General features: G+C 33.2%; 22 protein-coding genes and 2 pseudogenes. All 24 read right to left on the reverse strand.

Annotated elements, in window-relative coordinates; translation table 11 throughout:
* Positions 1-12: 12 nt before the first annotated feature.
* The 24 genes and pseudogenes from AC0L0O_RS13995 to AC0L0O_RS14110 all read right to left on the reverse strand — a co-directional run bounded on the left by AC0L0O_RS13995 (position 13) and on the right by AC0L0O_RS14110 (position 23,019).
* A complete protein-coding gene (locus AC0L0O_RS13995; protein WP_042511372.1) occupies positions 13-1,443 on the reverse strand; it encodes an SLC13 family permease in 1,431 nt (476 codons plus the stop codon).
* On the reverse strand, positions 1,440-2,624 hold the full coding sequence (locus AC0L0O_RS14000) for a glycerate kinase family protein (RefSeq protein ID WP_042511373.1): 1,185 nt from the start codon (positions 2,622-2,624) through the stop codon (positions 1,440-1,442). The genes AC0L0O_RS13995 and AC0L0O_RS14000 overlap by 4 nt, the downstream gene beginning before the upstream one ends.
* A gap of 546 nt (positions 2,625-3,170) precedes the next feature.
* Positions 3,171-3,983: an Imm47 family immunity protein gene (gene imm47, locus AC0L0O_RS14005; RefSeq protein ID WP_000862554.1), complete on the reverse strand. Its 813-nt coding sequence runs from the start codon at positions 3,981-3,983 to the stop codon at positions 3,171-3,173.
* A gap of 530 nt (positions 3,984-4,513) precedes the next feature.
* A complete protein-coding gene (locus AC0L0O_RS14010) occupies positions 4,514-4,903 on the reverse strand; it encodes a hypothetical protein (protein ID WP_001087573.1) in 390 nt (129 codons plus the stop codon).
* Positions 4,904-4,937: 34 nt separating this feature from the next.
* Complete coding sequence (locus AC0L0O_RS14015) at positions 4,938-5,513, reverse strand: CdiA family toxin C-terminal domain-containing protein (protein ID WP_347560098.1); 576 nt, start codon at positions 5,511-5,513, stop codon at positions 4,938-4,940.
* 628 nt (positions 5,514-6,141) lie between these two features.
* Entirely contained in the window at positions 6,142-6,612 is a 471-nt protein-coding gene (locus tag AC0L0O_RS14020; protein WP_000449604.1) for an immunity protein YezG family protein, read from the reverse strand.
* A 12-nt stretch (positions 6,613-6,624) separates the two neighbouring features.
* Positions 6,625-7,659, reverse strand: a pseudogene (locus AC0L0O_RS14025) (DNA/RNA non-specific endonuclease); the annotation flags it as partial.
* A 476-nt stretch (positions 7,660-8,135) separates the two neighbouring features.
* Positions 8,136-8,600, reverse strand: a complete 465-nt coding sequence (locus AC0L0O_RS14030) for a hypothetical protein (protein ID WP_071736284.1) — start codon at positions 8,598-8,600, stop codon at positions 8,136-8,138.
* Between the two features lie 2 nt (positions 8,601-8,602).
* The gene (locus AC0L0O_RS14035) at positions 8,603-8,959 is read right to left on the reverse strand and encodes a hypothetical protein (RefSeq protein ID WP_240049736.1); all 357 of its coding nucleotides are present in this window, start codon (positions 8,957-8,959) and stop codon (positions 8,603-8,605) included.
* A 452-nt stretch (positions 8,960-9,411) separates the two neighbouring features.
* Positions 9,412-9,756 carry a DUF2185 domain-containing protein gene (locus tag AC0L0O_RS14040; RefSeq protein WP_071736283.1) on the reverse strand — a complete coding sequence of 115 codons (345 nt, stop codon included), beginning with the start codon at positions 9,754-9,756 and terminating at the stop codon, positions 9,412-9,414.
* Positions 9,746-10,285, reverse strand: coding sequence for an ankyrin repeat domain-containing protein (locus AC0L0O_RS14045; RefSeq protein WP_149885491.1), 540 nt, complete (start codon positions 10,283-10,285; stop codon positions 9,746-9,748). Before AC0L0O_RS14045 ends, AC0L0O_RS14040 begins: the two co-directional genes overlap by 11 nt.
* Positions 10,286-10,301: 16 nt before the next feature.
* Positions 10,302-10,874 carry a GH-E family nuclease gene (locus tag AC0L0O_RS14050; protein ID WP_411501275.1) on the reverse strand — a complete coding sequence of 191 codons (573 nt, stop codon included), beginning with the start codon at positions 10,872-10,874 and terminating at the stop codon, positions 10,302-10,304.
* 428 nt (positions 10,875-11,302) lie between these two features.
* Complete coding sequence (locus tag AC0L0O_RS14055) at positions 11,303-12,001, reverse strand: SMI1/KNR4 family protein (protein ID WP_000435837.1); 699 nt, start codon at positions 11,999-12,001, stop codon at positions 11,303-11,305.
* 13 nt (positions 12,002-12,014) lie between these two features.
* Complete coding sequence (locus AC0L0O_RS14060; RefSeq protein ID WP_017560550.1) at positions 12,015-12,296, reverse strand: hypothetical protein; 282 nt, start codon at positions 12,294-12,296, stop codon at positions 12,015-12,017.
* A gap of 257 nt (positions 12,297-12,553) precedes the next feature.
* Complete coding sequence (locus tag AC0L0O_RS14065; protein WP_473785820.1) at positions 12,554-13,789, reverse strand: IS110 family RNA-guided transposase; 1,236 nt, start codon at positions 13,787-13,789, stop codon at positions 12,554-12,556.
* Between the two features lie 158 nt (positions 13,790-13,947).
* Positions 13,948-14,730, reverse strand: a complete 783-nt coding sequence (locus tag AC0L0O_RS14070; protein ID WP_000391693.1) for a recombinase family protein — start codon at positions 14,728-14,730, stop codon at positions 13,948-13,950.
* A 761-nt stretch (positions 14,731-15,491) separates the two neighbouring features.
* Entirely contained in the window at positions 15,492-15,941 is a 450-nt protein-coding gene (locus AC0L0O_RS14075; RefSeq protein ID WP_001030889.1) for an SMI1/KNR4 family protein, read from the reverse strand.
* Positions 15,942-15,956: 15 nt separating this feature from the next.
* A complete protein-coding gene (locus AC0L0O_RS14080; RefSeq protein ID WP_080466680.1) occupies positions 15,957-16,250 on the reverse strand; it encodes an HNH/ENDO VII family nuclease in 294 nt (97 codons plus the stop codon).
* Between the two features lie 99 nt (positions 16,251-16,349).
* Positions 16,350-16,676: pseudogene (locus AC0L0O_RS14085) on the reverse strand (WXG100 family type VII secretion target); the annotation flags it as partial.
* Between the two features lie 529 nt (positions 16,677-17,205).
* The gene (locus tag AC0L0O_RS14090) at positions 17,206-17,610 is read right to left on the reverse strand and encodes an immunity 22 family protein (protein WP_000414707.1); all 405 of its coding nucleotides are present in this window, start codon (positions 17,608-17,610) and stop codon (positions 17,206-17,208) included.
* 335 nt (positions 17,611-17,945) lie between these two features.
* Positions 17,946-18,338 (reverse strand): immunity 22 family protein, encoded by a 393-nt coding sequence (locus AC0L0O_RS14095; RefSeq protein ID WP_473785821.1) that lies wholly within the window; start codon positions 18,336-18,338, stop codon positions 17,946-17,948.
* 7 nt (positions 18,339-18,345) lie between these two features.
* On the reverse strand, positions 18,346-19,701 hold the full coding sequence (locus AC0L0O_RS14100) for a WXG100 family type VII secretion target (protein ID WP_473785822.1): 1,356 nt from the start codon (positions 19,699-19,701) through the stop codon (positions 18,346-18,348).
* 56 nt (positions 19,702-19,757) lie between these two features.
* Entirely contained in the window at positions 19,758-20,195 is a 438-nt protein-coding gene (locus AC0L0O_RS14105) for an SseB family protein (protein WP_001050360.1), read from the reverse strand.
* Positions 20,196-20,265: 70 nt separating this feature from the next.
* Positions 20,266-23,019: a hypothetical protein gene (locus tag AC0L0O_RS14110; RefSeq protein ID WP_473785823.1), complete on the reverse strand. Its 2,754-nt coding sequence runs from the start codon at positions 23,017-23,019 to the stop codon at positions 20,266-20,268.
* Between the last annotated feature and the right edge of the window lie 15 nt (positions 23,020-23,034).

The following is a 23,034-nucleotide window of genomic DNA, read 5'->3' on the forward strand; positions in this document are numbered from 1 at the left end:
TATTCCTGATTTTTAAAGAGATAATCCAACCCATTGCCAATATGCATAGTAAAATATGACCATTACAAATATATAAATAACACTTAAATAACTACTTAATTTTAATAAATCTTGCGGTTGAAAAGTTTCTCTATCACTTTCTTGAAATAATAGTAGTGCTTTAGAACTGACCGGAAAGGTTAAACAATAATTCATTCCAACAATACCTAAAAATAAGACAGCTACTTCATTTAATTGCAGACTACTTGCAAAGTATAGTAGTGGTGGAATAAAAATTACTGCTCTCGTAGTGTGAGATGTAATATATAAATGTGATGTAACTGAAAGGATAACAATTACGAGTAACACGATGAAAATGGATTGCTTATTAATTAATTCTGTTACTAAAAATAAATTCTGCATAATCCATTGCGCTGCACCGCTTTCCATTAATGATTTCCCTAATGCAATTGCCGCTCCAACAAATAAAATTAAATTCCAAGAGACACCTTTTAAACTTTCTTTCCACTGCATCACACCGAGTTTTGGTAAAGTTAATAAAAATACTCCTATTATAGTTACAGTTGCAATTTCCAAACCGTGTAACCATTCCGTTAGCCAAAATGCTACCATCGCTATTAAAATACTTATTGTATACTTTTCATTTCGTGATAATTCAAACTTAACTTTTTTCTGTTGCAGTTTCGTTTTTACTTCTTCTTTGTCTAAAAATAGTACTAATATTACGCGACAACTTATAAAGCTCATTATAATTCCAAATGGTAATCCCCATATTAACCACTCTACAAATGTAATGTTTTTATTATTAAATTCATTTAACATATCTAGAGCGATTAAATGTGAGCCTGCCCCAATAATTGTAGAACTTGTTGAAACTAAAATCACAGTAGGCATTAAAATTGCTAATGCTTTCGCAATTCTTCTACTTCCAATTTCTTTACATATAGCTTGAAAAACAGGTAATACAACTGCTGCGCGTCCCGATGTAGATGGAATAAAAAAGGCAAGTATTTGAATAATCATTGTTAAAATCCAGCATAATCCTGATATATTACGAGCACGATTCACAACAAAGTACGTCATTTTTTCAGCTAGACCGGTAATTTGAAGTGCTCTTCCTAAAATAAACGAACCAATCATAAGCCAAATGACATCCGAAGCTAGCGAATTAAATAAAAGATCTTGCTTTGCTGTTCCTGAAATAATTAGAAATAATACAGAACCGAGTGCAATATAGGCCGAATTTATCGTTGTTGTTGTCCATAATATAATTGCAGAACAAAATCCAAACAAACTCCATTTTGCTTCCATCGTTAATGATGATGGAAGCAAAAGAACTATTTCTACAATTAATATAAGCGCTACGGGCAGAACCCAGGATGACTTAACTTTCGGAGTATCATTATTATCCACATGTAATTCCACTACATTTTTTTCAATCATGATACGTACCCACTTTTATTTAAACGAGAAGCGATTTGATAGCCAACTAAAACTGTACGCATCGTACTCTCTGTACAATCACGAAGCCATTTCTCCGCATTAGAAAATGCATTTTCTAATGAAGATGGCATTGGTAATATGCTTGTATATGCATCAATTCCGTAATCGTAATTAATACGTGCCCCTTTACCAACTGTCCCTACTAACGCTATTACTGGTAATCCATATCTTTTTGCACATTTAGCCACCTCAGCTGGAATTTTCCCACGTGGTGTTTGAAAATCTATACTTCCTTCCGCGGTAAATACAAGATCACACTTTAACAATAATTTATTTAAATCCATATACTTCATAATAATGTCGTATCTCGGATGAAGCGTTGCCCCAATTAAAGCTTGCAGTCCAGCACCAAGACCGCCAGATGCACCACTTCCTGGTGTATGATGTACATCTATCCCTATATCTTTTTTTATAATAGAAGCATAGCGTTCCAATGCTTTTTCTAGTTCTATTACTTGTGCTTCGTTAGCACCCTTTTGCGGACCAAACACTCTAGCTACTCCATGCTCACCGCATAATTGATTAAACCAATTACAAGCAACATCGATTTGGACATGTCTTAATCTAGGATCTACTTGTGACGTATCTATTTTTGAAACTTGTAATAAAGAGGTGCCACCTTGAATTTGTATTTCCTTTTCATCTTCATTTAAAAACTTTACGCCTAACGCTTCAGCCATACCAGCACCTCCATCAGACGTACCTGAATCACCACATCCTATTAATATACGATCTACTCCTTTGTTTAAAGCTAATTCTATTAACTGTCCAACACCGTGAGTAGTCGTTTTCCTTGGATCACGTAAATCTCTCGGTACAAGGCGTAACCCAGCTGCCGCAGCCATTTCAATAACAGCTGTACGCTCACCGTTTCTCGTTTCAAAAACACCAAAATAAGATTGTATCTCATCTCCAACAGGTCCCGTTACTTGTACTTCATACATTTTTCCACCAGTAATATTTATAATTGTCTCTGTAAAACCTTCCCCACCATCAACCATTGGTAAAGTCTCTACAGTAGCAAGTGGCATAACTTTTAAAATCCCTTCTTTCATTACATCAGCAGCTTCCTTCGCCCCTAAACTTTCTTTAAATCCTGATGGTACAACTAAAATACGCATGTATTATTTCTCCCTTCACCTTATATATCTTTCGTATCTACGGCTTATATTAAAGGTGAAAAAAGAGAGCACAATTAAGCTTACATTAAAATCTGATGAGAAAGTGCTGAATTTTGCGCACTAAAAAATCCGTTGCACTATGAAATAGCGCAACGGATGTATTCCTTTACTTTTTATCCACTTTTATTTCTCTATTACGGGACAATACTTGTACGATTTAGAGTTTCCTGTACTCAACAAGCAATTGCTTTTAGCTTATATTTTGTAAGTTTTGTAGTAACAGTAAGAAAACTTTTTTATATCATGATAACTACTACGTTAAAATTTACGAGTTTGTACGAGTTCGTTAGTTTCGTATACATTCCGTGTGTTTATATTCATCACCCAGTAAAATGTCATCTCGCCTAAGCTCGTACCTCGTTTTCTTATTCTATCATTACACATAGTACTCTATGATGGTACAACCATCATGAAGTATGTATTTTCAAACACACTATTATTTTTTCCTATCCACTTCACATATATTTTGTTTTTCATAGATTATAGTTAAAGCTTATATCCGTAAAAATATTTTTGTCCCTTTTCCCAGTTTTCACTTGAAAGTTCGTTTATACAGTCAATAAAATCTTTATAATTACTTGCACTAATAATAGTGTTGTAATCCGCAGATACTCTTTTACCAGTCCAAATTGATAATAAAGATGGTATTAATTCCATTTTTAATTGCTCCTCATTATTAGCAGCAATCATAACCCGCTGAATCAATTTTTTAGCTAAGTCTCCAGGAAAAGCTAAATTCTGTTGAAAATAATAACTATTTGTATCCTTCTCCTGACAATACTTAAAATAAAAATTTCCAATTTCATCTATAGTTGCATCTTCACCAATTTGATCTTCAAAATTAATAAAGGAATCAATAGAGTCTCTTATAATGGTAGCTGTATCACTGAATTCCTCCCACTCTTCAAGTAAAGCCAATAAATATGGAATTACCTCAAGAGAAAGTGAGGTTGTGGCTGCTGATGCAAAAGTGTCTACTGTTTCTTCAGTTACCTCACTAAGAAAACGGAGATTATTTGAATCCCTTAAGTCTTCATGTGTTGCGACAGATAAAAATACTCTAATACATAAATTCAGAACCGCTTCATCTTTAGTCTGATTCATTAATTGAACTAATAGTGGTTTTTGAGTAAAATCCCCCGTTTTAAATAATTCTATTAAGTTAAATAAAACTTCCGTTTCTGTTACAGATTTTAAAATTTTTTCTTTTATTTCCGATTTAGCTAAAATTGTTTTTTCTCCAAACCATATACTATTCATAAGATTTCTCGTTTCTCCCATAAATGCACCTACTTTCATTAAATTATCTCTTTCCATTTTCTCGTTGCCATTTCAGAACTTTATTTTGAAAAACAGTAACCTCAGTATGTTGTGGATTATTACCAAATACAATAATCCCCTTTTCATTCTCATGTATTTTTAGTACCTTAGCATTTTCTTTAACTAATTCTTTTTGAGCTTTTCCATTTTCTTTTTTAAATACAATATGATGCGCATGCGGATCAAATATATCTTTTGGAGGATCTCCTATATTCTTTTTTAAATAAGCTCCATAATCAATTTTGTTTACATCCTTAGTAACCTTACCCGTACCATTATATTTATTATCTCACGCTAATTTTTAATTAGAGATTTTTTCAATACACTTAACAAAAGAGACCTCAAATATGAGGTCCCTTTTGTTAAGTCTTATTCATCTATAACTTCCTCTTTACTTATTCAATATCAGACAATCTTCCTTATTGAAATATAATAAAATCCTAATAAAAACGCGCTCTTCAAAAAGTTCTTTTTCTGCCCTTCGAATCTAGTAAAATGGCTATAAGATATTACAAATTTAAGCTGCGCTTAACTTGCACTAATAAATCCATTAATCCATTTCTTTCTGGATTTTTTTCCACTTCTTTTTTCACATGTTCTTCCAAATAATTATAAAAAGTTTCAAAGTCCAAATACACTTGTTGTTCAGACTCAACAGCTGGAGAATCTAATTCAACTAACACATGCTTATCATCTAAAGGTATAGGTAGCTGTGACATATCAAATTCATCTAAATCAGACTGAAAATGAACGAATACTATTTCTTGTCCAAACCCCTCTTTTTTTACAAAAAAACTCAAAGCTCTTTCCAAGTACTTACCGTTTATAAAGTTAAAATATATTGACATCAATTCATCGTTTTTCTCTTTATCTTCAATAAATTCAAAATTACTATTCATTTTATCCTCCTATAAATATTGTATCTTAATAATATCAGTCTAGAATTGGGAAAAAGTTAGTTATCTCCCCAGTATCATTTAAATAACCTCTGAACTTCAATCCATTTGAAGCAGTACCTTCAACAAGCCTACCATTTATTGTTCCCTTTTGCATTGCTTCTTTTCCCCACTGATATATCTTATCATCACTAATCATTGCTGGATCGTATATTGTTTTAGGCTCCTTAATATTTTTATACGAAACAGGTTCTGCAATATTTCCAGCCATATCTTTTCTAGGTATTTTGTATTCTATCTCATAAATCCCTTCAATTGAAGAATGTGATTTTTTAGATATAATTAAGTCTTCTACATCAACATCCTGATTTTTTAAAGCATTGTAAAATTCATCCATGTTATGTCCACCACTAACCCCTTTTTTAGTGCTTATATTCTCAACATTTTTTAAATGATTTTTAGCATTATCTCCAAATTTAAAGTTATTAGCTCCAACCGTACCCTTAACAACCTTACTCTCCATATACTGATAAGCCTCTTTCAGAGAATACTGTCCTCCTCCTGAGACATTTCCTACTCCAGCTATGGCGAAGCCTTTTCCCTCACCTGGGATTCATTTGTACTCCAGTAATGTTTTTACTGCGTGCTGGATCTTTTCATTCCCCTGTAAGAAGGTTGTTTTTACGGTTGTGGCACCTTTGTTCCATAGGCTTCCGATTTTGTCGGCAAATCCTTTTGCTGTCGAGGCTACAAAGTTTACACCCTCTTTTACTTTGTGGCTGGCTGTTTTTATGCCATCGACAGCTGCTTTTTAGTAGATACTTTTTATTTTATCAATCTAACAAAATATTAACTTTCTTATTATATCTTATTTCTATACTAAGACGAAAAAAGCACTTGTTGCCTTTCATAGACAATCAAGCGCTTTAAGTTCATATGTTTTTAAGTAGCATAAATTTGTAAATCCTGCAGTAAAAGTATGACACCTTTTGTATGTCATAAAAACTACTATGTTAAAACTTACGAGTTTGTACGAGTTCATTAATTTCAAATACATTCCATGTGTTTATATTCATCGCCCAGTAAAATGTCATCTCACCTAAGCTCGTACTTCTTTTTTTATTCTATCATTGCACACAATACTCCATGATGGTACAACCATCATGAGGTCTGTATTTTCAAATCATAAATCAAAAATATTCACAAATAATCAATACAGAAAAAATTTAGTTAGTTTTCAATCAGTGCTTTTCAGCAATATATCTATCAATGATTGCTTTTGGTCTATCTCCATCTGCTACTATCCCCATATGTTTATATTCCCAAATTATTTGTTGCTCATATGAATCTACTTCAGATAAATCACTATAATCATAATCAATATTAAATTCACCCGAATTATTAAGTGTAAATGTTAAATTAGTCCACTTTTCTTGTTTTTGTCTCTCAAATTCATGCCATAATTCAGTAAAGCATTCATATAATTCATCTTCTAACTCTTCACAATAATGCCCTTCTACATTATACTTCTCTACAATATCGAGGCTGTATATCGGAGCACTTTCATCTGCTGAGTAAAAATAAAAAAACACTTGTCTAGAATCTTCACTAACTTCTGCATAAAGATAAATTTTTAACCAATCAACTGGAATCATATCATTTAAAATTCCAGCGATATTTTGGTACAACTTTTCCATTTCATTTGTTTCCAATTACATCTCCTCCTATGGATTACCTAAACGTCTTCGTATATTCTTACCATCAATTGTATAATTCACTATAAATTCTGTTGGCCTTAATGAATTACCTTTATATTTAGGCTTTATATTGACATAAACTTCTTGCTCTGCTTTTAAAGCTGTTTTCCATTCTATTTCTAGTTTCCTGTATGAACTTTGGTTTACTAATTTTCCATTCATAGGTACCATATTGTCAACTAATCCTGAACCACCAAAAATATGAGCGATTAAGTGGCCACCATGATCACCTTTATTTCTATCTTCACCACCAACCTTTACCTGATGAGTACTATTTCTTTTTTCTTGTCCTAACTGTAGCTTTCCTTGTGCATTGTCAATTCTACCAATGTCATCGGTCGAATAACTATATCCATTGGAAGTATACTTGATATTTGGTTTTAATTTATACTCACCTTTAATTATATGATCTGGCTCAACACTATTTTTTACCGTACCCTTAACAACCTTACTCTCCATATACTGATAAGCCTCTTTCAGAGAATACTGTCCTCCTCCTGAGACATTTCCTACTCCAGCCATGGCGAAGCCTTTTCCCTCGCCTGGGATCCATTTGTATTCCAGTAATGTTTTTACTGCGTGCTGGATCTTTTCATTCCCCTGCAAGAAAGTTGTTTTTACGGTTGTGGCACCTTTGTTCCATAGATTCCCGATTTTGTCGGCAAATCCTTTTGCTGTCGAGGCTACAAAGTTTACATCTTCTGTTACTTTGTGGCTGGCTGTTTTTATGCCATCGACAGCTGCTTTTCCAGCTTTTCCAGCTACCATTGTTACGCCTTCGCCTAGTCTTTTTCCTGCTTTTACAATCGTCTTCCCAAAGCTAGAAGCGACATACTTTATTCCTTTTCCAGCAAGACTTGCCACTTTTCCAACAGGAACAAAGTTTAGGAGTGTCCATCCTGCGGCGATGAGTCTTTCTTTTGTTGATAATTCTTTTCCTGTAATAGGGTCTTTACCGGTAACTGCACGAATTGCATCATTTAGCCCGATGAATTCAGCTGCTCTTTAGAATCTATTTTCTTATACTATTTGCTGAAACAATATATGTACTTATCATTTATTATGCTCTTCTATCCTAAAATGCAAAAAGAACTGGTTTTCTCTTATAGACAATCAAGTGCTTTTTGTTCATATGTTTTTAAGTAGCATAATCTTGCAGTAAAAATATGATGCCTTTTGTATGTCATAAAAACTACTACGTTAAAACTTACGAGTTTGTACGAATTCATTAGTTTCATATACAATTCATTTATATTCATCGCCCAGTAAAATGTCATCTCACCTAAGATCATACTTCTTTTTTTATTCTATCATTGCACATAGTAATAGTAATCCATGATGGTATTAACTTCATGGATTACTATTTTCAAATATATCATTTTTCTTTTTTCTAATTCAATATTCTAATTATCTTTAGTTCGCTTGCCTTATGTGTTAGTGATATATAACACCTTTCTTATAGAGTGCTCCTAAAAACATTATCTTTCCTCTCTACACAAATGAATATAATGACCAAATTCAGGAAATACATCAAAGTTTCTTTCAAGGGTATCGCTAATCTCACGCTCCTCGACTAAGCCGGTCTTTAAATCCCTTTTTTCCATTGCTATATAGCCATTTTCTCGGAATCCCAAAATCAAGCTACTTACTTCTGTATCAGTTTCATCATCATATTCCCAATACGTAGCTGTTCTTAAAAATATCTTACTGTCACTCATAACTTCAAAATCATAATTTAAATACTTACGAATCAAGTCATCATAAAATCCCACCGAAACCCATTCATTTGTAACATTTACAATATACTTAAGGTTTTCATCTTCAGTTAATACCGCCGTATATGGTTCATGTTTTTGATGGTATGTGTATGCATCACGGTCACCCAGAATATTCCAAGGCCTCTTTTTAATGTCCGACCATTCGTCACAATAATAAATTTTCATAGTCAATTATAAACCTTCCCTTTAATATCCCTAATAATAATCCTATTTTTTGTTGCTTCATCAAGAATCGTTTGCGGAATTGGTTTATTTTGTACTGGTACTTCTAATATTAACTCCCCTTTAAGTCGCCCCCCTTTGAGAGCGTTAGGATTAAAAGAACCATTTGATATTTTAGAACCTGAAGGATATTTTTGTGTAATTTCATTTAAATAACTCTTAGCTGTCTTTTCTTGCACTTCACTAAGTTGAGTGAATTTTCTCGATACTATTTCCTTATTGTGTGCATATGAGTCAACTACGTATTTTCCCCCTACTTCTTTTGCTTCCAACGTAAGCTTAACATCATTCCCTTTAAACATTGGGAATCCTAAAATATCAAGCGAACAAACTATAATATCAATGGTATTACCGATGATATTAATATTATTGAGGATTTGCGAGCGAATGTCGGTTTTTGTTGAGAAAATAGGGATGGAAAAGGCGAGCTTTTCTATTTAGATTGATTGATTCGAGTACATGTTGGAAACGGGAATGAATGCTTTAGAGCATTTACAGAACTTCTTTACAAGCAACGAATCGAACGAGACATGAGAAAAGTTATCCTTGAAGTTCGTAAAAACAAATTAAATAATCTACGAATTGTTGGTAAAAACAAAAAAACATTAACTTAAACGAAGATAATAAATAACCCTTGTCATGAAATAACACAATAAAAAAAGTCAACAGACCACTACGTCCTCCTAACGTCGCTGTTGACTTTTCTTATTGGAAATGTATTTTTGTCAGTGCCCAAGGAACTCACAAAATAGCATCAATTTCCTTTTACAATTTGACCAATATCTTTCTCATCTTCACTTACTAAATCATAAAATCCTACATGAACCCCTTCTTTATACAACCAACATAGGTCTGTTCCATAGGGAGCATCAAAAATTTCTAACATAACTGGGGCTATTTCTAATATAGAGCTTGCTCCTAAAACTTGAAAATTACTAGAATCATTTACATATTCATCATCATCTTCTAAAGAGTAAATAGTCCACCCATTTAATTGAGGAACTTCTGATTTTTCTCTAAATGTATAACGTATTGGTTTTCCGGCTACAACATTCTTAGAAACAATAAAACCTCCAAAGTCAGAATTATTAACTTTCATATCCACACTCCTCAATAATAGTTAATAAATCATTTCTCCAAGAATACTCTTTGGCATAATCCACACATGATTTTCCAAATTCATCTTTCAAATTATACTTTGAGCCACTACTAATAAGTAGTTTATACATCTCTTTATTATCTTCTGTAGACAATTTATTTATCGTAATAGCATACTTCAAGGGGATAGCATTATATTTATCTAAAGCATTGATATTAATCTCATTATCAATAAGTAACCTTGTTATCTCTAATTCATATTCTATTGTTGGGCGTAAAACACAAAAATAAAACATATGCAATGCATTCCTTTTATTTTTAGCTGTAGTGTAATTAATATCAATATCCTCTTCTAGCAAAAATTTTATAATCTTAAGCTTTTCACTAGAATTTTTATCATTAATCATTGCCATACACAATAAATTGATATCTAAATCACTATCAATTTGATTAATATCACCATCATAAAATTGTTTAAAATCTTCATAAGTTCCTTCTCTAACCGCATCAAAAATATTTAATATTTTCATTACATCATCTTCCTAACTACTCATATTTATGACTCCTATTTGCAGAAGGCGTTTCTAATCTGAAATTATCTGGGTTAAACTGAAATTCTTTTAATTCTTCAAGAGTAATCTCACCATTTTTATACTTCTCAAACATTTTCTTATAAGAATTTCCTTCTGTATGACCAAAATCCACTTTACCTTTTCGTGGTCGTCCAGGTTTCCAGTCAATTGTCTCACTCGTGTTAGGGTCTCGTAAAATTCCATCTGGATCTATCTGTTTATTGAAAACATCTTTTTCAAATCCAAGTTTCTTTTCCCCAGATAATTGTGGTCTACCCCTAAGTTTTCCGTTTCTAATATATGGACCATTTTCTAAAGGTCCTGAAAAATCATCTAATTTCTTTATATTAGCTCCACTGGCTATATCACCAACATCACCCGTACCCTTAACCCCACCGCTCTCCAAATTCGAGATCCTACTCTGAATACTCGCCTTTGAGGCATCATGAGCTTCTTGGAATTTACCGCTATAGTTCGTTCCAGCTCTAACGACACTTCCATCTGGCAGTATTTCTACACCTTTAAAGATTTGGGATACGGATTCCACACCTTTTGCTAATGTATTTTCAATTATATAATACTAGTAATTTCTGTTAGCTTTAATTCATAAAAATAACTTTTATAAATTTATAGTATACATTTCAATTAAAAAAGCACTTGTTGCCTCAAATAGACAATCAAGTGCTTTAAGTTTCATATGTTTTTAAGTAGCATAAATTAGTAAGTTTTGTAGTAACAGTATGACACCTTTTGTACATCATGACAAATACTATAATAAAACTTACGAGTTCGTTAGTTTTATATACATTCCATGTGTTTATATTTATCGCCCGGTAAAATGTCATCTCGCCTAAGCTCGTACTTCGTTTTTTCGACGTACAATGAATTAGAGAATCTATTCAAAGTTGTATAAACTCTACCTACTAAATTAGGATTTTTTTGTTTATATAAAAACTTTGCAACAGAACCTTTAAACTAAACTTCAAATCCAATTAATATCCATTCATCAACAATGTCCCAAAAATTCATATTATATCTAGGCTCTTTATTCGTCCACCATAAAGTCGCATTATCATTATTAGAATTCTTATAATCTACTGCAACATAACCACCCATACCACTTTTAAAGAAACCAAAAGTAGTTTGTAAATCAATTTGTAAAGGTTCTTCTAACTCCTCAATAATACCCCATTCATCATCATCAAAAAAAGTTACATTTTCTAAAGGAACTAAACCCATAGATTGACTCGCATAAAAATAGAAACCATTATGAACAGTTCGATAAAAATTTCGTATTGTTGAAGGAATCTTATCCCAAGATTTTTCTAATTCTTCATTATTAAACTCATCTTTGGGATTTCCCCCTTCATAATATAGAATTTCCCCATTATCTGTTTTAATAGTGTATAAAATTGAATATCTACCATTTGTGTTCATAAGCTCTACTTCTTCAAGGTGCCTAGACAAATAAGAAATAGTGTTTCTTAATTCCACTCCTACTTGCTCTTTCCATATCGATAAAATACTCTCAACTCTCTTGTCTACGTTTTCTTCTTGAAACAATTCATACCATGAATTTGGTATTTTCCCACTATCAAGTTTATTAATCTCATGGCATGATATAAGTTGTGCATTTCTTTTATATTTTCTTAAAAAACCAAGTTTTTGTTCCATAATTCTATCTCCTTTATTTATCTATATCCTTTTTATTTCCTTCAACAAAATCATCAATTTGTTTTTGTAATTTCATTTCTAATTCTTTTTCCTTCTTTATCATTTCTTCTCTAAACTTAGGATCAACTTCAATTTTTTCTTTCTTATAAATTGTCCAATCAGAATAAGATTTAGACCCCTTAGATTTATTGGCTGCTTCACTTAATCCTAGAAAATTCTCTTCATTGTTTAAAACCTTAAGTTGTTGTTCTTTCGTTAATTTATCTAAATTTTCCATCTTTGCTATATTTTTCATTGATACGATATGATCAGCTTGAAGTCTATCTGTAATATACTTACCAGGTAAAGCAGGGTCAGGCGTTCCTATTTTATCCTCAATGCCCTCATTAACTTTTTCCCGTAGCTTTGCAGTAGGCGTTCCATCTCTTAATTCATCATATAATTCCTTTGAGATTCTTCTTTCCCCGTATCGAGGCGGTGTTCCAATATCACCCGTACCCTATGTTGTAATCTTAAACCCTCACAATAAAAAAGCAAACCATGTAAACCTTATTAAACTACTTCTTTTTCTTCTACTATCGGCAATTCATATGCCGTTTTATATTTCATCATGCCATATACAATGTTTACAAGCCTTCTCATAATACACACAAGTGCTTGTCCTTTTGTTTTACCTTCTTTAAGCTTCTTTTGATAGTACGCATGAAACACTGGGTTTCGTGGCATCTTACTGCCTTTTGCTACTTGCACTTGCTGCACTGCTAAATTATAAAATAAAGCGTGTAGCGCCCTGTTTCCTTGTTTGCTTTTGTGTGTCTTACCTTTCCCACCAGAACCAAAGTAAACAGGCGCAATCCCCGCAAATCGTGCTAATTTGTTGGCATTTGGAAATCGTCTTACATCTCCAATTTCTGCAATTAATGCTGATGCCGTCACAAGTTCTATTCCCGGCATCGTCTCTAATTGATAATCTAGTAGATTTACTAGCTGTTTTAATTCTCTTTCGATGTATTTCATTTCCTTCTTTTTAAACTCAATCTCCCGTACAATACTTCTTACTAAAAAGTTTCGCATTTCTTGATACTCTTTCATTGTTTGTCCATCTTCTTTTACAAGTTTTAATATGTCGCTTGCTTTCTTTACTGAACATGTATTGTTGCTAACATCTAATAAAAAAGCTGTTAATCGCTTTATATTTGCCCCCTCTAAACAAGAGGGTGACGGATATTGCTGCCAAAACGCTAATGCTGTTTTTCCATCTAACTCTGAGAAAAACTTTTTATAACTTGGATAATGGTGGTTTAATTGAATATGTAATTGGTTCTTTAATGCACTTTGTGCTTTTACTAATGCATTCCTTCTTGAAACCAATTGTTGTATCGACCAAAATAAATCATTTGGCTTTGCATCTGGCAATTGATTAAATTTGTTTACCAATATGCGTGCCACACATTCCGCATCCCAACTATCATTTTTTTGTATCATCACTTGGCTCTTTCGTTCTAAAAATGATAAAGCTGGATTTACTTCTTTCACTACTTGTTCATGATCTACTAAATATTTCGCTAACGCTCTTCCGTAACCACCAACATCTTCTAAACCAAATACAACTGATAAACCATTACTCACATATGTCTCTACTTCTAATAAAAACTCCGAAAATGCCGATGGTTTATTCTCAAATTGTATTTCTCCTAATTTCTCTTGCCAACAATTAATTATAACAGCCGTATGATGCTCCTTATGTAAATCTACTCCTACATACAAATAGTTCTGTCTATTATGCATAACTCATCCCTCTATTCAATAATTTAGTCATATACAAAAATGTCGGCAACCTTAGTTCGAGCGTTCATCTTTCGATGCGCATAGGTACGCAAGCCTATCCATTTTCATAATTTCATAAGTACATATAGTAAAATGAGCGATTTTTTTAAGTAAGACTGTTATATAATTGCTGGATGTTTCCCATTTGTTTGTATTTGCCCGTATGTATATACCCCTCGATAAAAGTTCTCTCGGTCTAACATGCGTTTCACTTGTACTTTCGTAAACCGCTTCCCTTTCTCTGTACAATAGCCTTCCCTATTCAGTCTTTCTGCCAATTGAGTAAGTGACCAATGCTTACAAAAGTGTCGTAGCTCAAATAGTCTACGTACAACGATTGCTTTATTAGTATCCACTTCTAACACTTTTTGTCCTTTCTTTACTCTATAACCAAACATCACACCGCCCCCAGCATATCCACCTTGTTCCGCTTTTTTCTTTCTACCTCGACTTAGCTTTAATACAATCTCAAGACGTTGGTATTGGTCTAATAGCTCTAACATACCATTTACTAAAAAATCATTTGGGTCATGTGTGTATATACTATAATTCGGTTGTTCAATTGCTTTCACATCAACTGCATGTTTCTTTAGCTCTCGTTGTATTAACACTTTTGCCATATCAGAGCGCCATAACCGAGATGTATTTAGTACAATAACTTTGCTTACTTGATGACACGTCATATCTGACAGTAATTCTTGTAAGCCTTCACGTTCAACTGTTAATCCATCTTCATCTACTGTCGCTCCGCTAATTCCTTTATCTTCGTATATGTGAAGCAGCTGTAGTTTATTTTCAATGCAGTGCCGTTCAATTTCTTCTACTTGATACGTTAGGCTATACCCTTCACGTACTTGTCCTTCTGTTGAAACTCGTACATAACCAACTACTTTTTCTTCCATATTAAGTCCCTTCCCGTTACAGCAATTAAAGTCCCTGTAACGTTTACCCGTTTTTTGCGGATAACGTGTGCATAACGTCCATCCGTTAAAATGTACTTTACGATGACTTCAAAAAATAACACAACCCTTTATTTTTTCCTCTACTATCGTCGTACACTGTACATAGCCATTACAATCTATAAAACAACAATAAAAATTTAACACTTAATGCACTTATAAAATTATAATGCTCTTTTAAATTTCTACGCTAAAACGCAAAAAAGCACTTGTTGCCTTTAATTGACAATCAAGTGCTTTAAGTTCATCTATTTTTAAGTAGTATAAATTTGTATATTTTGTAGTAACAGTATGACACCTTTTATATGTCGTGACAACTACTACGCTAAAACTTACGAGCTTGTACAGTTCTTTAGTTTAATATATATTCCATGTGATTATATTCATCGCCTAGTAAAATGTCATATCGCCTAAGCTCGTACTTCGTTTTCTATTCTATCATTGCACACAGTACTCCATGATGGTACAACCATCATGGAGTACTTACTTTCAAACACCATATATTTTTTCTATCCACATCAAAAACAAATTCGTTTTCATTCTCTTTTCTTGTCTACCTACGCACAAAACTTTAAATATAATTATATATAAAACAAAAAATATATCAATAATACTTATAACTTCTATTCATCATGAACAATTAATCTTCTTATAATAAAAATGACCTTATTTAGCTTTAAGCTAAACAAGGTCATTTATCTATATTAAAACTCTTCTTCCCATGCTTCTTTTGCATCTAATAACCTTTGTGATAAAAACTCATAAAAATTCTTTGCTGTATTGTAGTCATCAAGTCCACCTTGTCTATCCCATGCTATTACTGGGCACTCATTGTTTTCCATATTACTAGTGTCTAGACAATAAGCATATTCCCCAATATTTTCAATAACTACTAAATTCTCACTCATTCCTAAATCCCTATAACTCTCTGTTTCAATAACAACAGAAGCTATATTAGACTTAGCCACCCCTAAAATATCAACACCAAATAACCCACCAGAGCCATAATTTGTTAAAAACCACTTATAACTTTCTGGCAATTTTAACTGTAGGGTATCTTGAACATAATCAACTTGTTTTTTATCTACTCCACCAGTAAAGTCATCTGATTCCATATTTACCTTAATAAAATTGGTTAATTCCTCTTTATTCATTCAAAATTCCTCCTTTTATAATTCAGCTTTATCTATTTGTTTAGCTCTCCATCTCCAATATTTCGACCTAAAATTTTCATATTGCTTTTTTAACACAGGGTCGTTTCTAAAGCTTCCACCATTCTCCACTAAGCCATGCAATATTTTATAATATTCCTTATGCATGCTACCCGGGAGCTCCACCATTGATCCGGGCTCTCTTTGAATTAAATGATGAAGTTCTATAGCAGTCCCATCTTGCCAAATTGGTGCTCTTCCTTTTTTCATCAATTGGAGATTTGTCATACCAGTTTTAGGGTCAATTCTCATATAATCAATATCTAACCTTTGAAAAACCCGTCTGCTAATATCCCTTACTTCTCCATTAACTTTAGTTGTTCCAGTATATTCTACATCCTTATAGTTTTTATATTCTTTACCCGTACCCTTAACAACCTTACTCTCCATATACTGATAAGCCTCTTTCAGAGAATACTGTCCTCCTCCTGAGACATTTCCTACTCCAGCCATGGCGAAGCCTTTTCCCTCGCCTGGGATCCATTTGTACTCCATTAATGTTTTTACTGCGTGCTGGATCTTTTCATTCCCCTGTAAGACGGTTGTTTTTACGGTTGTGGCACCTTTGTTCCATAGGCTTCCGATTTTGTCGGCAAATCCTTTTGCTGTGGAGGCTACAAAGTTTACACCCTCTTTTACTTTGTGGCTGGCTGTTTTTATGCCATCGACAGCTGCTTTTTAGTAGATACTCTTTATTTTCTCAATCTAACAAAATATTAACTTTTTTATTATAACTTATTTCTATACTAAGACGAAAAAAGCACTTGTTGCCTATCATAGACAATCAAGTGCTTTAAGTTCATATGTTGTTAAGTAGCATAAATTTGTAAGTTTTATAGTAACAGTATGACACCTTTTATATGTCATGACAACTACTACGTTAAAACTTACGAGTTTGTACGAGTTCGTTAGTTTCGTACACATTCCATGTGTTTATATTTATCGCCCGGTAAAATGTCATCTCGCCTAAGCTCATACTTTATTTTCTATTCTATCATTGCACATAACACTCTATGATGGTACAACCATCATGAGGTCTTTACTTTTTAACAGCCTATTCTTTTTCGTTCTCATGCCTTACCTGACTGTGTATACAATTTTAGTACCACATGCTTTATCACTCTAGTATATAACCTATAAGTCCTGTAATAAATACTTAGGCAGTTACTATAGCTAATTGTATTGGTTTCCTTCACTAAATCACAAACTATTCATCCCATTCCTCATATACAACTGACCCCATATAAATTAAATTTCCACTTTTAAATTTAACTTCATCTATATCTCCATCGTACTCAAAATCATATAATCTAATAACAGAATCATAGGTTTCTGGCAATTCTTCCCCATAATGTTCCACAAATTGTGATAAAATTTCCGCTTCGTAAGAGGAACCACTTAAAGGGGTAGTCAACGATGTAGTGGAGCCCTCTATCAAGATACTCTCTAATAAATCTTGGTTATAATCAATAAAATCAATATTAAAGTCTCTCATGAATTTAGATTGAATTCTGTCCCCAACTTCATCAAACTTAATTTCAACATATTCTTTTAGACTTTGCTTAGTTCTAAAATTACCTATCCATAAAGACATTACGCTCGGTTTTTCCATAATGAATCCCCCTATATATAAATTATAGTAACATCACTTATCTTAAGCCTTCAGGTAATGAATTTATTCCACCTTTCAATCTATAATGTGCCCAATTTTTTAATCTTCTTTTAAATGTACTATAATCTAAAGAACTATCAATAATTTTTAACAACTCATTATGTGTTGTAGTAGAACCTATATCACCATGTTTACCTATTGGATTAACAAATTGTCCCACTCAAATATTAGCTTATTTAATTTAAACTAAAGTAAAAAAACCTTGAAAGGCAATCAGCCACTCAAGGTTTTTAATACGCTTAATTTAACTCATATACTTTCATAAAGTTAAAAAATTACCATCTATCATCTACAGTAATTGTATATTGTGCCACACCGATAAACTTCAAATCACTATTTTTAAATTTACCTTTTGTTTTTTGAGCATCATATTTCAAATTGTAAATTAGAATAGCAGCATTAAATTCTTCACTATATCTTATAGTATCAAACTGTTCTAAAAATTGATCGGAGTAAGAAAATCCATCTAATAAATCCTTCACACTGTTTGTCGATTTACTAATCCATTTCTTTTCAATTAAATCGCGATCATAATAATCTAAGTTAAAGTCTTTTTCGAAAGTTGAAGAAATACTGTCTCCATCTTCTGTATACTCAATATTTGTATAATTCATTAACTCTTCCTCATTCTCAAAATTCCCAATCCATATTGATACATGGTCATTCATAATTTTACTACCTCCTTAATTCAATTGGTAATCCCATCTTTCCGCTTTCCAATCTATCTTCTGCCCAATTATTTAATCTTTTTACAAAGGTTTCATAATCTTTTGATGTATCTATAATTCTTAGAATTTGATTATGAGCTACTGTAGAACCTTCGCCACCATGAACACCAGGTGGATTAACAAATTTTACATCTTTTGTTAAAGTTCTCATTTCTTTTATATCATTCATTGATATTCCCCACTCTTTAAACTTTGGAGTTCTTGCCACCAAATGCCACTCATGATATCCTCCCGGTCTTCGAATTCTATCTTCAATCCTTTTTCTTAACTTAGGGTTCTCCCACATTTTATTAAACTCTTTTGAAGATAACTCGTCAAACCATTTATTGAACTCTCCATTCCTAATAGAAGGAATATTTATTTTCCCTATAGCTTCACCCGTACCCTTAACAACCTTACTCTCCATATACTGATAAGCCTCTTTCAGAGAATACTGTCCTCCTCCTGAGACATTTCCTACTCCAGCCATGGCGAAGCCTTTTCCCTCACCGGGGATCCATTTATACTCCATTAATGTTTTTACTGCGTGCTGGATCTTTTCATTCCCTTGCAAGAAGGTTGTTTTTACGGTTGTGGCGCCTTTGTTCCATAGGCTTCCGATTTTGTCGGCAAATCCTTTTGCTGTGGAGGCTACAAAGTTTACACCCTCTTTTACTTTGTGGCTGGCTGTTTTTATGCCATCGACAGCTGCTTTGCCAGCTTTTCCAGCTACCATTGTTACGCCTTCGCCTAGTTTTTTTCCTGCTTTTACAATCGTCTTCCCAAAGCTAGAAGCGACATACTTTATTCCTTTTCCAGCAAGACTTGCCACTTTTCCAACAGGAACAAAGTTTAGGAGTGTCCATCCTGCGGCGATGAGTCTTTCTTTTGTTGATAATTCTTTTCCTGTAATAGGGTCTTTACCGGTAACTGCACGAATTGCATCATTTACTCCAATGAATTCAGCTGCTCCTTCTATTCCCTTTTCCCACCATGATTTTTCATTTTTCTTTTCTTTTTTATGGGCTTCTTTCAATTTTTCATTTTGTTTCTTTTGATATTCTTCATCAGCTTGACGAAACTTTTGAGCGATACGCCGTAATTCTTTTTCTGTAACTTGTAAGTTACGTATGTAAGATTCCATGAGTCTCATTGATCTCATATATTCCCCATAAAAATGCTGACTCGTTGCTCCTTGCCATTGCATTTGAATACTAAACATAGATTGATTGAGATTTTGTTGTATGTTCTGGCTGTGTGTTTGCATCTCTGATATGTTTTTGGCAATTTGTTCGAGTTGTTCAGGTTTGACCTTAATTTCCAAACCTTCTCCCACCTTCCTCTATTTTATACCAAAAAGGAATAGAACTGCATCAATTTTTACTTATCCCCTTTAGAAAAAACATCAAAAATACTATTATCACAAATCGCTTCAATTTCTTCCTTTACAAATAATTTTTGAAATTTTGTTCCTGGATTTAATATTACATTTGCCTCTAAATCTATTGTCTTTAATAATTCAACTGCATTCATAGAGACATACGGACATTCTTCTGGAATAACCATTTCTAAATGCTTCAAATCAGAATATAGTGGTAACATTAATCCTTCTTCCATTTCAAAATAATGAATTTGCAATTGTGTATTTTCAGTTGAAATCAAATTCCCTTCTTCATCTACAGTTGTATCTCCCTCTACCGAAGCAACAACGTACAAATTTGATTTCTGTAATATCTCATAAAAACGAACTCTTTTTTCTTCATTCTGTAAAGCTTCCACTAACGCCTCATCTAATGGACAAATTTCTAGTAAATTCATTGAACTTCACTCCTTATGCGAAATAATTTCGCCACCTTACTCAAGGTAAGATGGCGAATGTTAAATCTAATTATTTTTTAACGTTCATAGATTTAATTTTTTCTACATTCTCTTTTGCTTGTTTCGTTATTTCTCCATTAATAGCATTTGCATATTTATCACGACTTAAAAATTCAAAACATTTATATGCATTATTCGTATCAGTTGCGGACATATATCCTGCACCTTTATTAAACATTTTTAGAGCTACCGTATTCATCCATTCTTTTGCATCTGCTTCCGGATATCCTAGTTCCATAGAATGATAAGTTAATTCAATTGCTGATGCTAAATCTTCAATCGTATCTTTATTCCCGCTTACCTTTGCAGCTTCAAATGTACTCAAATACTCAATTGCTGCTTTTACCCCATCTTTAATTCCTAATTCTTCAATACCTGGTGTTTTATATAAAATTTGATAGTTATTTAACGCTGATTTATATTGCGTTTTTTCTAACTGTTTTGCTTCTTTAATTACAAGACCAGCAACATTAGAAAATCCTGTTTTGTCAACAACACCGCGTGAAGCTGCTTGACCATAATAATGTAAAGCATTATAAAGGCTCGTTTGTCCTTCTTTATTTGCTTCATCACCTGCTAATTGCACAAGTTGAATTCCCTCCATTTTTTTTGATGCATTATCAATCATATTCATACCACTAATTTGGCCAATCGTTTTGTCAATATCTTTTAACTGTGCAAGTAATGTGTATGATGGTAATAATGTTTTACCTACTTCACTTTGCCATCCTGTCGTTCCATTTATTTTATTCCATTCATTTTCTGTATCTGTCCATAATTTATTCGCATAATTCACCATTTCTTCTCTTGAACGTTCCAATGGGTGCTTTGTACGAATTGCATTTGCAATATTTAATACCGCTGTATAATATTCTCCATTATTTGCAGCATCGTTTGCTTTTCTTTCAAACATTAGCGGCATTAATAACTTATGAGATTCATCTTGAACAGATTTTTCTACTCTTGCCGTATTTGCTAATAAATTCGCTTTATTTATAGCATCTTCCACTGTAAATTTAGAATCTTTTATTTGTCCTCGAAGTCCCTCTACAGCCGCACTAAATTGCTGTTCTAATTTTTCTTTTTGTTCTCCTGTTGCCCCGTCAACATACTGATTTGCTAATAGTAAAGCTTTTTCATATTGTGGATTCGCTGGATTTAAATATGTTTCTATTTGATCGATTTCTTGACTAAATGGTTCAGATTTCACTTGTGCTTTTTGAGTACTTGAATCGATATTACTTGTTTTCTCGTTATTTTTGGCACCTTCAGTCTTTGCATCTTTTTGTTTTTTCTCAGCTAGTGTACTTGTTGCCTCATTTTTTTCTGTAATTGCTTTTTCTTCATTACTGCTAGTATTTTCTTTTACAGGGCTTGCTTTTTCTTTTGTCTCAGTTGCAGACATCACTACTGATGTTTGGATATTAAGGTTCTGTAATTCTTCTTGTAATAGCTTGTTGAAAATATCTTCTACATCTTGATTCGCTTTTTCTACTAATGTAGGATCTACACTTTCAAATACTGATGTAACTAAATAAAATTTACTTAACGCTTGTTCTAAAGATGCTACATCCCCTGTATTTGACCACTCTCTTTTTTCTTCTGTTGCTGTTTGATAAACTTTTTCTGCTACAGATTTAATATAATCTTTCTTATTTTCACTTAAATATCTTTGTAACTCTTCTTGTGTAGTAACCGATTCATTTAGTACATTCATTTGATTACGTAAATAGAATAGTGCTCTCTCATTTGAATATTCACCACTTGTAAGAATTTGTTCTACATTATCTAACGCTAACTTATGTTCAGCTATCGATTTTGATTTTGATGGTGTATTCAATTGGCTAACGAGCGTCCAGTCTTCTTTTTTGCTATAGTAGTTCGTTAAATTATTTAAGGCATTTTCATCCAGTTCTTTTTGACTCGTATAAAAATCATTAAAGAAAACAGATGAATAGTATTTTCCATTTCCAGCGTACCACTCAACTAAAATATCTCCCGTTTTTGGTGATACTGTAATTATTGGGTGTGTTGGTTCTGGATCTGGCTTTGGTTCTGGATCTGGCTTTGGTTCTGGATCCGGATTTGGTTTGGGATTTGGTTCTGGATTTGGATCTGGGTTCGGATTTGGACCCGGATTTGGATTTGGTTCTGGGTTCGGATTTGGACCCGGATTTGGATTTGGTTCTGGGTTCGGATTTGGACCCGGATTTGGATTTGGCTCCGGGTTCGGATTTGGATGTGGACCCGGATTTGGTTCTGGATTTTTCCCATCTCCTTCTTGCCCATTAAGTTGTTGTTTATTATCATTCACTTTTCCCGGTTCAGGCAAATTTCCCGTCGGTTCTGCCACAGGTCCAACCATATTAGTTGGTAAATCTAGTTTTTGTGGAGTTGGTGCATCTGATAATTTGATTTGTGGATCTTTCTTTTCCACCGATACTTCATCAGGTTTATACGTTACTGGTGTAATTGGAGATTTATTATTTCCAATTAAGTCTGCTAAATTAATAGTTGGTTTTTCGCCGGGTTTTTCATCTTTTTTTGCAGGATCAGCGACTAAATTTGGGAACATAGATTGTAAATCGCCCCCTGTAATACGACCATCTTTTTTCTCTTCTGTATTACTTGCTAGTTTTACCGGCTCTTTTCCTGCTGTCCTAAAGCCTTTGTCATACACAAGATATCCTGACGTTCCAAGTAAAGCTACTGACATTACTGATATAGCGACTTTTTTCCCTAAGTTATTATTGTTTTCCTCCATGTCCTTTTCCCCTTT

Source organism: Bacillus sp. GS3m_15504, from assembly GCF_055825275.1.

Excerpts from the sequence above, each read along its gene's own strand:
- AC0L0O_RS14080 (WP_080466680.1), bottom strand. The coding sequence starts at position 16,250 with ATGAGAATTGACCCTAAAACTGGTATGACAAATCTCCAATTGATGAAA.
- imm47 (WP_000862554.1), bottom strand. The coding sequence starts at position 3,983 with ATGAAAGTAGGTGCATTTATGGGAGAAACGAGAAATCTTATGAATAGT.
- AC0L0O_RS13995 (WP_042511372.1), bottom strand. The coding sequence starts at position 1,443 with ATGATTGAAAAAAATGTAGTGGAATTACATGTGGATAATAATGATACT.
- AC0L0O_RS14090 (WP_000414707.1), bottom strand. The coding sequence starts at position 17,610 with ATGGAAAAACCGAGCGTAATGTCTTTATGGATAGGTAATTTTAGAACT.
- AC0L0O_RS14010 (WP_001087573.1), bottom strand. The coding sequence starts at position 4,903 with ATGAATAGTAATTTTGAATTTATTGAAGATAAAGAGAAAAACGATGAA.
- AC0L0O_RS14075 (WP_001030889.1), bottom strand. The coding sequence starts at position 15,941 with ATGAATAAAGAGGAATTAACCAATTTTATTAAGGTAAATATGGAATCA.
- AC0L0O_RS14105 (WP_001050360.1), bottom strand. The coding sequence starts at position 20,195 with ATGAATTTACTAGAAATTTGTCCATTAGATGAGGCGTTAGTGGAAGCT.
- AC0L0O_RS14040 (WP_071736283.1), bottom strand. The coding sequence starts at position 9,756 with ATGAAAGTTAATAATTCTGACTTTGGAGGTTTTATTGTTTCTAAGAAT.
- AC0L0O_RS14070 (WP_000391693.1), bottom strand. The coding sequence starts at position 14,730 with ATGGAAGAAAAAGTAGTTGGTTATGTACGAGTTTCAACAGAAGGACAA.
- AC0L0O_RS14000 (WP_042511373.1), bottom strand. The coding sequence starts at position 2,624 with ATGCGTATTTTAGTTGTACCATCAGGATTTAAAGAAAGTTTAGGGGCG.
- AC0L0O_RS14030 (WP_071736284.1), bottom strand. The coding sequence starts at position 8,600 with ATGAAAATTTATTATTGTGACGAATGGTCGGACATTAAAAAGAGGCCT.
- AC0L0O_RS14110 (WP_473785823.1), bottom strand. The coding sequence starts at position 23,019 with ATGGAGGAAAACAATAATAACTTAGGGAAAAAAGTCGCTATATCAGTA.
- AC0L0O_RS14045 (WP_149885491.1), bottom strand. The coding sequence starts at position 10,285 with ATGAAAATATTAAATATTTTTGATGCGGTTAGAGAAGGAACTTATGAA.
- AC0L0O_RS14060 (WP_017560550.1), bottom strand. The coding sequence starts at position 12,296 with ATGAAAAATATAGCAAAGATGGAAAATTTAGATAAATTAACGAAAGAA.
- AC0L0O_RS14095 (WP_473785821.1), bottom strand. The coding sequence starts at position 18,338 with ATGAATGACCATGTATCAATATGGATTGGGAATTTTGAGAATGAGGAA.
- AC0L0O_RS14055 (WP_000435837.1), bottom strand. The coding sequence starts at position 12,001 with ATGGAACAAAAACTTGGTTTTTTAAGAAAATATAAAAGAAATGCACAA.
- AC0L0O_RS14035 (WP_240049736.1), bottom strand. The coding sequence starts at position 8,959 with ATGTTTAAAGGGAATGATGTTAAGCTTACGTTGGAAGCAAAAGAAGTA.
- AC0L0O_RS14065 (WP_473785820.1), bottom strand. The coding sequence starts at position 13,789 with ATGCATAATAGACAGAACTATTTGTATGTAGGAGTAGATTTACATAAG.